Consider the following 12266-nt stretch of genomic DNA (forward strand, 5'->3'; position numbering starts at 1 on the left):
CGGCGCGCCCGGACGGGAGCGAAACCCCGAAACCCTCCAGGCGCGTAGCGCGGCCATGACCGACCGCGACCTCGACGTCGACGCGCTCGAACGCGCGCTCGCGGGCCAGGCGACCGACGCCGCGCCGACGGGCGACTCCGACGAGAAGGACGGGACGTTCCTCGTCACCCACGCCGAGGCGGACTCGGCGGTGTTGCGCGACGTCGACTCAGGGCAGGTACACGCGCTCTCCTCGAACCCGGGCCTCGAGGCCGGAGAGGCCGTCGAGGGGACGCTCGCGCCCGACCCGCCGATGAACGTCTCCTGGCAGGTCGTCGAGGTGGGCGAGCGTCACGAACTCTCGCTCTCCGAGAGCGACGAACCGGCGACCGGACACGCCCTCGAGGTCGCCGCCGAGCAGGACGTCGGCGAACTCACGCGCGTCGAACGCGCCGGGACGGGCGAACTCCACGTCGTCTCCGTCCCCGAGGGGGAGACCGAGGACGCCGTCACGGACGTGCTGGAGGACCGGGACGCGACGCTCGCCCGCGCGGCCCGACTCGGCGTCCGCCGCGTCGAGGTCAGATCCGCCCCCGGCGTCGTCGTGGTGCGGTACCTTCCGTAGCGTCGCGACACGAGGAACCGATAGCAGGCGAACGGAATCGGAGCCGTCGACTCGTCCGCCCGAGTGCCGTTACACTCGTCGTCCCGCTCGCCGCTTTTCCCGAATCGTGATCGTCGCTACAGCCCCTGGAGCGGGTTCTTCCGTCGTCCGAGTTCGAAGGTCTTCCGGACCGAGCGTCTCTCTGCCCTCGACGCCCGCCACCCTCGACGCTCTCCACCCGAAGCCGCGCGACGATGCCGCCACAGCGGCCGACGTCGTACTGCAGTTCGACCGCGTCGCCGACCGCGGCCCGCTCGAGTTCCCCGCGGACGAACTCGTGGAACCCTTCGCTCTCGATCCGTCTCGCTCCGGTCGCTCAGACCGGACCGGTAGGGGAGTCGGGCACGTCGTGCCGCGTCGGCCTCCGCGAGGGTCGTCGCCGTCCGGCGTATGGACGTCCGCCGTTCAGTCGCTCATCGCGGTCCCCCCGCGCTCTGGACCCGCCAGCCGCCCTCGACGTCCTCCTCGCGCGTGACCAGTTCGATCTCGGTCCCCTCGTCGACTCGTCCGCCACCCTCCAGGGACTCGACGCGGAAGGTCAGGTCCAGCGAGTTCCCGCAACACCCCACGTCGACGAACTCCTCGCGCTCGTCGCCGACGGCGGGTGCGTCGAACACGCGCCGGAGGTAGCCCCGATACCGGTCGGTCCCGATCTGGTCGCGCCCCCACTCCGAGAGCCCGCTCGGGTACGAGAGCACGAGCCTCGTGGCCGTTCCGTCGGTCATGCTCGACCGTTCGAGCGCGAGCCACATCGACCTGTCGCCGGCGGGCCCGAACGCCGCGGGAACTCCCGGACCGAGACGACGCCCGATCCGCGGATTTCGAGCGTCTCGAACGCGCCCTCGGGTATATAAGGGGACGAATGAGCAATAGTAATGAACCTCATGATGCTATATCGAATCCAGGCGAGGGCGGACGCCGCCGAATTAATCTAGTTATAACATATGAAATAAAGTCTGAGAGAGCATATTAGATGTATAGGGGTTGTTTGAGGCTCTAAAATCCGCGTAATTGGCTCGGCAGCCGTCGATCGTAACGTAACGCTCCTCGGCCGAAACGGAAACCGGAGCGCACCCGGAACGGCGAACGATGGGGGCGGCCGCGACGCGGCCGTCCTGCGAGGTGAGCCGCTCGACTCGACGACGCTCTCACACCGGAACCCGACTGCGGAGCGATCCGGCCTCTCACCGCCCGACGAACCGCCGTCCTCGAACATAAGAAGGCTTATTCGGCGTGCGGGGGGAGACGGCTGCATGGCTCGATTCGAGGTACCGGAGGTCGATTACACCCGGTACACGAACCGACAACTCGCGGCGGTTCCCCTCGCCGTGCTCGTGGCGGCCCTCCTCGTCATCGGCGGGTTCTACGCGGCGACCGGCGCGCCGGTGAACCCGGGGGTGGAGTTCACGGGCGGGACGGAGCTCCGCGTCGCCGTCGACGGGGAGAACCCCGACGCACAGATCCAGTCTGCCTTCTCCGCGGAACCGAACAGCATCCAGCACGTCCAGGGGAGCGACGTGGTCATCGTGACGTTCAAGGAGGCCGACGCCTCCACCGACGAACTCGAGACGCAGGCCGAGCAAGCGGGCTTCGACGTCCGATCCGTGAGCTCCATCTCCCCGAGCTTCGGCGCGGACACCCAGGGGCTCGCGCTCGTCGGCATCGTCGTCGCGTTCGCCGGCATGGCGGCGCTCGTGTTCGCCATGTTCCGGACGTTCGTCCCGAGCATCGCCGTGGTGATCTCGGCGTTCTCGGACATCGTCATCCCGCTCGCGCTGATGAACCTGTTCGGCATCGAACTCACGCTCGGGACGGTCGCGGCGCTCCTGATGCTCATCGGCTACTCCGTCGACTCGGACATCCTGCTGAACGACCACGTCCTGCGCCGCTCGGGCGGCTTCTACGAGTCGACCCACCGGGCGATGCGGACCGGCGTGACGATGACGCTCACCTCGCTGGCCGCGATGGCCGTGATGGCGATCACCGCGACGCTGTTCGGCATCGGCCTGCTCTCGAGCATCGGCACCATCCTCGTGTTCGGGCTGGCCGCCGACCTGATGAACACCTACATGCTGAACCTCAGCCTGCTCCGCTGGTACAAGTACGAGGGGGTGGCGCGATGAGCGTGCTCGACTCCCTGCGGGACAACTGGCGGGTCGCCCTGCTGGTCGTCGTGCTCGTGCTCTCTGCGACGTTCCTCTTCGCGCCCGGCTTCGGCGATCAGGGCCCCGCCGCGGCGGACACGGCGACGAACCTGAAGTACGGCCTCGACCTCTCGGGCGGCACGCGCGTCCGCGCGCCGGTCGACGGCATCACCGCGACGGAGGTGGAGTTCGGCGACGAGAGCCTCTCGAACGTCGAACTCACGGTCGCGCGGAACCTGGATGGCACCGACTCCAGCGACGTGATCGCCCGGCAGACGGGCCCGACGACCGGCACCGTCGAGGTCGTCGACCGGAACGTCACCCGGGAGCAACTGTCGGGGGCGCTCGACGAGGCCGGCTACGCGCACGGCGACGTGAACGACGGCGTCACCGACGCGACGCTGGAGGAGACGGTCCGCGTGCTCGAATCGAAGATCAACGAGGCCGGGCTCTCGGGCGGGAGCGTCACCACGACGACGACCACCACCGGCGAGGACTTCATCCTCGTGCAGGTGCCCAACCAGGACCGCTCGGAGGTGCTCGACCTCGTCACCTCCCGCGGGAGCGTGAGCGTCGTCGCCTACCACCCGACCGAGAACGAGTCGGACGGGTACACGAACACGACGGTCATCCGCCAGGAGGACTTCCAGCGCATCGGCGGCGCTCAGCAGGGTGACCAGGGTCCCGGCCCACACGTCCAGGTGGCCGTAAAGGACAGCGAGGCCAACCGCGTCCAGCAGACGTTCGTGGAGACCGGCGTCGCGGGGGAGGGCGGCACCACCTGCACGTACGAGTCCGACCCGGGGAGCACCCAGCCGTGCATCCTCGTCGTCCGCGACGGGGCCGTCGTCTCCTCGTTCGGGATGGACGGGGACCTCGCGGGGTCGATGCGGAGCGGCGAGTGGGCCGAGAACCCGACGTTCATCCTCGTGACGGGGAACTTCTCGGACGCCCAGCAGGTCGCGGTCGACCTCCGCGCGGGGGCGCTCCCGGCGCCGCTCGCGGTGGACCAGGGGACGACCACCTCCATCACCGCCGCGCAGGGTGAGACGTTCCGGACCGACTCGCTCATCATCGGCGTCATCGCCGTTCTCACCGTGAGCGTGGTCGTGTTCTTCCGGTACGGCGACCCGCAGGTCGCCGCGCCGATGGTCGTCACCGCGCTCTCGGAGGTCGTCGCGCTGCTCGGGTTCGCGGCGCTCATCCAGTACCCGCTGGATCTCGCGGTCATCGCGGGCTTCATCGCGGTCATCGGGACCGGGGTCGACGACCTCGTCATCATCGCCGACGAGGTGATGAGCGAGGGCGACGTGAACTCCCGGCGGGTGTTCCAGTCGCGCTTCCGCAAGGCGTTCTGGGTCATCGGCGCGGCCGCCGCGACGACCATCGTCGCGATGTCGCCGCTCGCGGTGCTCTCGCTCGGGGACCTCCAGGGCTTCGCCATCTTCACCATCCTCGGCGTGCTCGTCGGCGTGCTCATCACCCGCCCGGCCTACGGCGACATCCTCCGGGCGCTGATGACGGACCGCTGACCGGGAACGGTGTCCCTCTCCCGGCCTTCCCGTCGAGGGTTTTTCTCGACGTAATCGCCGGACTGGAGCCGGAATCGGAGCTTCGAAGCTCGCGGCCCCGTGTGAGCGTTCCCGGTCGAAACGGACGGCTGCTTCTTCCCCCGCGCCGTGCGAGATCGGAATACGCTAAGAACCGGGACGACGTGGATTCGAAACGTCACGCCTGCGTTCTACCTGCCCGTTCGGGTCAGAACTCCCCCAGCGCGGACTGCTCGGCGGCCGCCAGCACGTCGGCGCACGTCGCCCACGAGCGGCGGGCACAGTCCGGCAGGTCGCCCTCCTCGCGCACGTACTTCCGGAGGAACTCCCGCGTCGTCGGGTCCGAGGGGTAGCCGCTGCCGACCTCGCCGTACGCGGCGTACTCCTCGGCGATGCCGGCCACCAGCCGGTCGCGCTCCACCTTCGCGAGGACGCTGGCGGCCGCGACGATCGGGTACGACTCGTCGGCGCCGTGTTCCGCGGCGACGGCGAGGTCGACGCCTGGCTCCGTCCCGGCGACGCCCTCACCGACGCGACGGGCGAAGCGCGCCTCGCTCACGTCGCCGGCGTCGACGATCGCCTCGTCCCCCTCGGCCGCGACCGCCGCGAGCGCCTCGGCCTGCCCGGCCACCGTGAGCGAGTTCATGTCGGTCCCGGGGTCGTCGATGCGGGAGGTCGTCACCACCGCGAGGCCGACGTCGACGTCGGGGTGCCCGCGGAGGCGGGCGTCGAGTTCCTCCCGGCGCGCGGGCGCGAGTCGCTTCGAGTCGTCGACGCCGTCGGGAATGGCCGCCTCGGGCGCGCGGACCGCGGCCGCGACCATCGGGCCGAGCACGGGCCCCTTGCCTGCCTCGTCGGCGCCGAGCATGGAGGGTGGGTGGGGCAGCGACGACTAAGCAGTTGTCATGCGGTCGCGGCGGTCGTTGGGGAAAAAGGGTCGGGTCTGGCGGGGTGACGGTCCGGTCAGTCGTCCGCCGGCGGCGTCGGGACGTCCGGCCGGTCGCGCTCCTCGTCGGTTTCGCCGATTTCCTCCTCGAGTTCCGCCGGTTCCTCGGTCGGTTCCTCCGCCTCGTCGAGCCGTTCACGGATCTCCTCCCACTCCGCGAGTTCCCTGTGGTGGCACATGGTATCGCCCCACGCAGTGTTGGCGCGTGAGAGTGAAAAACCGTCGGTCACCTCTAGGCTCGATTGCCAGTTTCGGCGACGTCCGTGGGGGGTGACCGACGGGATGGCTACGGAAACCTCCGTGCTCCTCGGTTCCGAGTCAGTCGATTCGTCTCCGAACAGTTCCCGAAAGCCCCCGCAGGTGTCGACTCCCGCGACCCACGCTGCGCTCCTCGCGCTCCCTCCGGTCGCGCTTGCGGTGCTTGCTACGGGAGACGGTCCTGCTCGCTACGCTGTGCGGGCTGCGACTCCCGAGGTTCGCCTCGCGGTTCGAGGGAGCGAAGCTCCCTCGTCATCACGAAAATCGAGATTTTCGAACGACTCCGCTCGCCTCACCGGGGTCGGGGTTCGTCGCCACCCGCGGTCCCTTTCAGTCCCACCCACCGCACCTCGTCCTCCCGTACCTCGGAGCGCGCTCCGCGGAACCGCACGAAACTCTCCGATCTTCGGCAGCGGGCGAGAGCTTCGCTCTCGTGGCCTCAGCGAATCTCCGATTCGCGGAGTGACGAGACGGCGGTGCCGTCTCGAACCATCACCCTCGCTCGCAGGCTCGCTCGCGTGACCAGCCTCCTGCGATGCTCGCGTCCGTTCCCTCCGGTCACTCCCGCTGTGCTTCTCGTCCCTCGCGCGCGCGTCGACTCAGCCCCACCAGGGGGCTCGCGTCGCGCGTCGGCGCCGGTTGGACGGTCTCGCCTCTCCAGCGGTCGGGAACACCGGCGTGAAAACGGTCGCGCCGGTCGTCCGAGCCGACCCTGCTCAGTCCAGGAAGAACGCCTCGTCCTCGAACGGCTCGTCCTCGCCCTCGACGGCCAGCACGTCCAGCGCCGTCACCGTCGCCGAGACGCCGAGCAGGCCCGCGAGGCTCGGCTCCGTCCGCCCCTCGTCGCCCGAGATCAGCTCCTTGATGTAGAGCCCGCCCTCGCCGTGGACCTCGACGGCGGCGTGCCGGGGGTCGGCCAGTTCGCCCTCGACGTCGTGGACGGTCCGGGTGCGCGTCTTGGCGGCCCGGCGGTGGTCCACCCGGTTCGGGGTGTACTGTTCGACGGTCGTGCCCTCCAGCGCCCCGACGGCTTCGGTCAGGTCGGCGGCGGTCACGTCCCCGCCGAACTCCACCTCGGCCCGGTAGCGCTTGCTCGCGTCGAGTCGCTTCACGCGCTCGACCATCCCGTGAGTGCAGAGCCTGAGCCCCTCGACCTCGACCTTCCCGTCGGCGAAGGCGTTGATGTCGGCCTCCAGCCGTTCGACGTCGACGTCGCGGCGCCGGGGCTCCTCCACCTCGATCACGAACGGGCGGCCGGTGCCGAGCATCAGCGCGTCCACGTCCTCGCGGCCGGCGCCGTGGAAGACCGAGTCCACGCCGTCCATGACGTCCTCCACGACCGGCGCGGTGAGTTGCTGGACGCTCTCGGGGTAGAGGTAGCCCGTCCCGTCGCACGTGGGGCACGGGTCCGCGCCGTCGCGACCCGATCCCCGGCAGTCCGAGCAGGGCCACTCGGTCTGGGGGATGTCCCGCTCCAGCTTCCGGTAGCGACCGTAGACGAACGCCGAGTTGACCGTCGCCTCGACGCGGTTCTCGTCGAGGTCGAGCAGGAACTGCACGTCCGGGCGGCCGAACTCCACCTCCGCGCCGGTCAGTCGCCCGAACCGCTTGCCGACCTCGCGGTTGTACTCCTTGCGCAGCGGCTCGCCCGCGTCCGGTTCGAGTCCGGCGTCCTCCCGGAGCAGGACCTCGTTCTCCTCGACGAGCGGCGGCACGCGCGTGCCGACCTGGTAGGTGTCGAACTCGACCCCCTCGACGGCCTCGACGGCGCGCTCGGCCCACTCGTCGAACCGGGCGGTCGCGCCCTCGCACACCCAGCAGTCGTGGGGGTCGCCGGGGTCGAAGTCCTCGTCGTCCGCCAGCGCGGCCGCGACCCGGAGCCCGCGGCCCCGCTCGCCGTTGCCGAGGCCGAACGAACGGTCGGCGAAGGGGCGCCCGAGGCAGTTGTCACAGAGCGGCCCGGTCGCGAGCAGGGCGCGGGCCGACGGGAGAACGTCCATGCTCCTCCCTGCTCGCGGCGGCCACTAGCGTCTTTCGTTTGGAGGGCCGGGAGGGCGGTTCGGGGGCGATGGAGGGGGTTGGAGGGCCGGTCAGCCGGTCGACCCGCGTCAGCGGGGGACCGCGGCTCAGACGGCGTCGGCGGCGGCGCCGTCGCCGGGATCGGGGGGCACGCCGCGCGTCGCCTCGACGGTCACCGCCGAGACGCCGAAGGCGTCCTCGAAGCCGGCGGCGAGCGCCGACGGCTCGTCGGGGAGGTCGGCGTCCAGCGCGAGCGTGACCTCCACCTCGACGGTGAGGTCGTTCAGCCCGGGCTGGAGGCCGCGGAGCTCCATGGACTCGACGGCGCGGACGCCGTCGAGGCGGCGGAGCTTCGTCTCGACGCCCGCGGCGAGGTCGCCGGGGGCGGCACGGGACACCGCGACTGTCATGCTGGCATCGGCCAGTCGGGCCAGTTGGACCGACATAGGCTCCCTGCGCGGGTCGAACGCGCGCTCGGCCACTCCGCGACGCGGTACACGGGGTGCACCACGGGCGGTTCCGTGGGAGTGGCCGCGGGAACGTCGGCGTCGCCGGACGGGAACCCGAACGGTAGGAAGGACAGGAGAGTCCGCCTCCGTTCGGGCGAGCGCCCGAAGCGTCGTCGCGTTCACGCGGCGATGGAGGCGGACCGTACGTCGAACCGGAGTCCGGACGCGTTCCCCTTCGGATTCGCCATCGGGGATGCGGACCGCCACCCACCATAGCCGGCACTGGTCGCGTGAGCGAGCGTGCCGGTGGTGGTAGTGGCGATCATCGGAGTCCGGCCGACTTGCGTCGGTACCTGCTTCGTTCGTGTGTGCTCACTTAACGGTTCTCCCGCCATGTGGTGGTGTGGCATGGGATGGTCGGCGTCTCAGGAGAGTTGGTCAATGCTGGGTCCACCAGGGGCCGGAATGTGGGGATACGATCGCTTCGAAGGCCTCCGCGGCTGTCAACTCGGTGGTTGATTCAGTCGCTGCGGAACAGATGTCGAAAGCCCCCGCGGTGCTGGACTCGGGCGGCCGGCTGCGCTCCTCGGCTCGCTCCCGTCGGTCGCTCGCCTGCGGTGCTTGACCGCCCGGCCGTCGTCCAGCACCACGGCCCCTTTCAGTCCCATCCACGCCTCACCCTCCCCAACCGGCGAGGCCCCTCCCTTCGGTCGGGACCTCGCCTCACCTCGGAGCGAGCCCCTCGGAACTCACCCTCGCTGCGCTCGCGTGAGCCTCGCACGAGCGGCCGCGCTCCGCTTGGCCGCCGCGCGCCACGGGGATTCGTCGCACGTCGACCGAAGCAGCCCCCGAACCGCCGAGGAGAACGACTTTGTGTCCGCTCCCTGTCCCGGTTCCGTATGGGCGAGTCCGCCCTCCAGGACCGCCTCGCCCGCATCGAGCGACGACAGCGCATCCTCCTCGTCCTGCTCGTCGTCCCGTACTTCGTCGGCCTCGGGGAGGTGCTCGACTACTGGGTCGCCGGCGTCCTCGGGGCCGCGTGCGCCCTCGTCGTGCTCGTCGTGGGCGTCCGCCGCCGCAGACGGACCCCGGCGGCGGGGCGGTAATCGGAACTCGGCTCCCGCACGACCCGGAGCGGACGGCCCACCCTGTTTCGAACCGAAAGGGTTTGGGAACCTCCTGCGAACCCACGCCCATGAGTGACGCGCTCGTGGTGCGGGGCGGCACCGTCCACACGCAGACCGAACGGGGGACGATCGAGGGGGACGTGCTCGTCGAGGACGGCGTGATCGCCGCCGTCGGCGACGTCGAGGCGCCCGACGGCACAGAGGTGATCGACGCCGAGGGGATGGAGGTCACGCCGGGGCTCGTCGACGCCCACAGCCACGCCGGGATGGCCGAGTGGGGCGAACCCGAGGACGGCGACTTCAACGAGGGGACCAGCGCGACGACGCCCCACGTGAACGCGCTCGACGGGTTCCACCCGCGCGACGAGGAACTGAAGCACGCGTTCCGGAACGGCGTGACGACCGTCTCCTCGCGGATGGGCTCCGGCAACGTCATCGGGGGAATCATCTGCTCGATGAAGACGTACGGGCGCACCGCCGACGGGATGCTCGTCCGCGAGGACGGCATGAAGGCCGCGATGGGCGAGAACCCCAAGCGCTTCCACGGCGAGCGGGAGGGGCGCCAGCCCTCGACCCGTCCCGGCGTCGCCGCCACCCTCCGCGAGTCGCTCATGGAGGCGGAGGACTACCTCGCCCGGAGGGAGCACGCCGAGGCCGAGGGCGAACCGTTCGAGCGCGACCTCGGGATGGAGAACCTCTCGCGCGTGCTCACGGGCGACCTGCCCCTGCGCGTGCACGCCCACCGCGCGGACGACATCGTGACGGTGTTCCGCATCGCCGACGAGTTCGGCGTCGAGGAGCTCTCCATCGAGCACGCGACCGAGGGCCACGCCGTCGCCGACGAGTTCGTCGAGCGCGACGTCCCGGCGATCGTCGGCCCGTCGCTCTCGTCGGCCTCGAAGTACGAACTCCGGAACATCACCTTCGAGACGCCCGCCATCCTCCACGAGGAGGGCGTGACCGTCGCCATCCAGACCGACGCGCCCGTTCTCCCGCAAAAGCACCTCGACGTCTGCGTCGGCCTCGCGGTCCGGGCGGGGCTCCCCGAGGAGGTCGCGCTGGACGTGGTGACGACGAACCCCGCCGAGATCCTCGGCATCGAGGACCGCGTCGGCTCGCTCGCGGAGGACACCGACGCCGACCTGGTCGTCTGGGACGGCCCGTTCCACCGCTTCGAGACGCGGAGCCGGCACGTCGTCGTCGAGGGCCGGCACGTGTTCGACCGGGAGGCCGACAGCGTCGACCCGCGCGAGGCGTACGAGTGGTAGAACCGCTCCGGCCCGGTCGGTCGAAACGGGCGGCATCGCGGCCACCCGTCCGTTCCGCGGAGCGGCCGGCCTCGCTCCCTCGATCCGGCGCCGGCTTGGTTTAACGACGGGTCGCGCGTACGCAGTGGCTTTTTGGTGGTGTGTGAACATCTCGCACCAGGCGGTTCCCCAACCATGAGTTCCCAAACGCCGATCCGGGTCCTGCACGTCGACGACGACCCCGCGTTCGCCGACCTCGTCGCCATCTCCCTCGAACGGGCGGACGACCGAATCGAGGTCGTGACGGCCCACGACGCGGCCGAGGGCCTGGAACGGCTCGCCGCCGCCGACGTCGAGTGCGTCGTCAGCGACTTCGACATGCCCGGAACGGACGGCCTGGCGTTCCTCGACTCGGTCCGCGAGGAGCATCCCTCGCTCCCGTTCATCCTCTTCACGGGCAAGGGGAGCGAGGAGATCGCGAGCAGGGCCGTCTCGGCCGGCGTCACCGACTACCTCCAGAAGCGCGGCGGATCCGAGCAGTACGCCGTGCTCGCGAACCGCGTCCGGAACGCCGTCGCCCGCCACCGCGCCGAACGGCAGGCCGACCGGGGGTTCCGGGCGCTCGAGACGGCCCGCGAGGGGATCGGCATCCTCGACGATGACGGCCACTTCACGTACGTGAACGAGGCGTACGCGAACGTCGTGGGCTACGAGCGCGAGGAACTCGTGGGCGAACACTTGGAGCTGCTGTACCCCCCGGACGGGGCCGAGGTCGTGTACGAGGAGATCCTGCCGACCGTCCCCACGACCGGCAGGTGGACGGGCGAGACCGAGTACGTGTGCGAGGACGGCGAGCGGGTGCTCGTGGACCACGCGCTCTCGATCTGTGAGGACGGCAGCATCATCTGTCTCGTCGAGGGTCTCGCGGAACCGGACGAACGCCACGGGCGGATCGTCCGGGACGACCACCTCTTCGACCGGATCGTCGACGCGTTCGAGGACGCGGTGTTCGTGCTCGACGAGGGCGGCGACGTCCACCGGACGAACGAGGCGGCCGCGACGGTGTCCGGGTACGACCGCGCCGAACTGGAGGCGACGCGGATCTACCAGCTCGTGCACGAGGCGGACTGGGGGCCCCTCGAACGGGCCGTCGAGACGGCGTTCGGGACGGGGGAGGCGACGCTCGACGTCGATCTCGTCACGAACGACGGTGTGACCGTCCCCCACGAGTTCCGCCTGCGGCGACTGGACGGGGAGGCGAACGGCGAAGCGGGCGTGGTCGTGGTCGGCCGCGACGTGGGCAGGTCGCGGTGCCGGGTCGCACGCGCCGAGGGGGCGACGGACACCCCGAACCGCGGCGGGTGACCGGAGGTCCCCTCCCCCGCGCCGACCGTCGACGGCGGGGGGTTCCCTGCCCGCCGGTGCGTCGCCTCGTCCGACCCCGTCTTCGGCCTCGCGAACGCTTCCCGGCGGGGAAGCGCGGTCGAACGGGAACCCGCGAGCGGGACGGGATTCGGCGTCGGGACTCGGAAGCCGGATCAGCGTCGGGACTCGGAAGCCGGATCGGCGTCGGAACTCGGGAACCGGAACCGGGTTCGCCGACCCCCTCGTCACTCCAGTCCAAGCGTCGAGCGCCCCGCCTGCGGGTCGGATTCGGGACAGTCGATGGCCGCCTCGCCGGCCGCTGTGATCCGGTAGACGGTCTCGCCCGAGACGGCCTCCACCAGCCCCCGGTCGACCAGCACCGAGATGCGCCGCTCGACGAGCGGGATGTGGGCGCCGGTATTGCCCGCGACGAGCGCGGGGTAGTCGGCGCCGGACTCCCGCAGGTAGCCGAGGACGCGTCTGTCCGTGTCGGTCAGCGTACCGGGCTCCGGCATCTA

12 protein-coding genes are annotated in these 12266 nt (G+C 70.6%); 6 read left to right on the forward strand and 6 right to left on the reverse strand.

What is annotated here, in order from left to right; translation table 11 throughout:
• Positions 1–55 precede the first annotated feature (55 nt).
• Positions 56–604: a DUF5812 family protein gene (locus HUG12_RS05975; RefSeq protein ID WP_246308146.1), complete on the forward strand. Its 549-nt coding sequence runs from the start codon at positions 56–58 to the stop codon at positions 602–604.
• Positions 605–1056: 452 nt separating this feature from the next.
• Here HUG12_RS05975 and HUG12_RS05980 read toward each other — a convergent pair whose 3' ends face one another.
• Positions 1057–1368 carry a hypothetical protein gene (locus HUG12_RS05980; protein WP_179267892.1) on the reverse strand — a complete coding sequence of 104 codons (312 nt, stop codon included), beginning with the start codon at positions 1366–1368 and terminating at the stop codon, positions 1057–1059.
• A gap of 528 nt (positions 1369–1896) precedes the next feature.
• Here HUG12_RS05980 and secF point away from each other — a divergent pair.
• Together secF and HUG12_RS05990 are read left to right on the forward strand one after the other, a co-directional pair.
• Entirely contained in the window at positions 1897–2766 is an 870-nt protein-coding gene (gene secF, locus HUG12_RS05985; RefSeq protein ID WP_179267893.1) for a protein translocase subunit SecF, read from the forward strand.
• The gene (locus HUG12_RS05990; protein ID WP_179267894.1) at positions 2763–4319 is read left to right on the forward strand and encodes a preprotein translocase subunit SecD; all 1557 of its coding nucleotides are present in this window, start codon (positions 2763–2765) and stop codon (positions 4317–4319) included. The genes secF and HUG12_RS05990 overlap by 4 nt, the downstream gene beginning before the upstream one ends.
• 226 nt (positions 4320–4545) lie before the next feature.
• Here the strand turns inward: HUG12_RS05990 and rnhB are convergent, their stop codons facing one another.
• The 4 genes from rnhB to HUG12_RS06010 form a co-directional block, all read right to left on the reverse strand.
• The gene (gene rnhB / locus HUG12_RS05995; protein WP_179267895.1) at positions 4546–5205 is read right to left on the reverse strand and encodes a ribonuclease HII; all 660 of its coding nucleotides are present in this window, start codon (positions 5203–5205) and stop codon (positions 4546–4548) included.
• 95 nt (positions 5206–5300) lie between these two features.
• Positions 5301–5462 (reverse strand): hypothetical protein, encoded by a 162-nt coding sequence (locus HUG12_RS06000; protein WP_179267896.1) that lies wholly within the window; start codon positions 5460–5462, stop codon positions 5301–5303.
• A 795-nt stretch (positions 5463–6257) separates the two neighbouring features.
• The gene (locus HUG12_RS06005; protein WP_179267897.1) at positions 6258–7541 is read right to left on the reverse strand and encodes a tRNA pseudouridine(54/55) synthase Pus10; all 1284 of its coding nucleotides are present in this window, start codon (positions 7539–7541) and stop codon (positions 6258–6260) included.
• A gap of 126 nt (positions 7542–7667) precedes the next feature.
• The gene (locus HUG12_RS06010) at positions 7668–8006 is read right to left on the reverse strand and encodes a hypothetical protein (protein WP_218836408.1); all 339 of its coding nucleotides are present in this window, start codon (positions 8004–8006) and stop codon (positions 7668–7670) included.
• Between the two features lie 902 nt (positions 8007–8908).
• Between HUG12_RS06010 and HUG12_RS06015 the strand changes: the two genes are divergently transcribed.
• The 3 genes from HUG12_RS06015 to HUG12_RS06025 all read left to right on the forward strand — a co-directional run bounded on the left by HUG12_RS06015 (position 8909) and on the right by HUG12_RS06025 (position 11748).
• Positions 8909–9115, forward strand: a complete 207-nt coding sequence (locus HUG12_RS06015; protein WP_179267899.1) for a hypothetical protein — start codon at positions 8909–8911, stop codon at positions 9113–9115.
• 89 nt (positions 9116–9204) lie between these two features.
• Positions 9205–10404, forward strand: a complete 1200-nt coding sequence (locus HUG12_RS06020; protein ID WP_179267900.1) for an amidohydrolase family protein — start codon at positions 9205–9207, stop codon at positions 10402–10404.
• A 174-nt stretch (positions 10405–10578) separates the two neighbouring features.
• A complete protein-coding gene (locus HUG12_RS06025; protein WP_179267901.1) occupies positions 10579–11748 on the forward strand; it encodes a PAS domain-containing response regulator in 1170 nt (389 codons plus the stop codon).
• Between the two features lie 245 nt (positions 11749–11993).
• Here HUG12_RS06025 and HUG12_RS06030 read toward each other — a convergent pair whose 3' ends face one another.
• Positions 11994–12263, reverse strand: a complete 270-nt coding sequence (locus tag HUG12_RS06030; RefSeq protein WP_179267902.1) for a DUF2250 domain-containing protein — start codon at positions 12261–12263, stop codon at positions 11994–11996.
• Positions 12264–12266: the final 3 nt, after the last annotated feature.

It is taken from the genome of Halorarum salinum (genome assembly GCF_013402875.1).
Classification (GTDB): domain Archaea; phylum Halobacteriota; class Halobacteria; order Halobacteriales; family Haloferacaceae; genus Halorarum; species Halorarum salinum.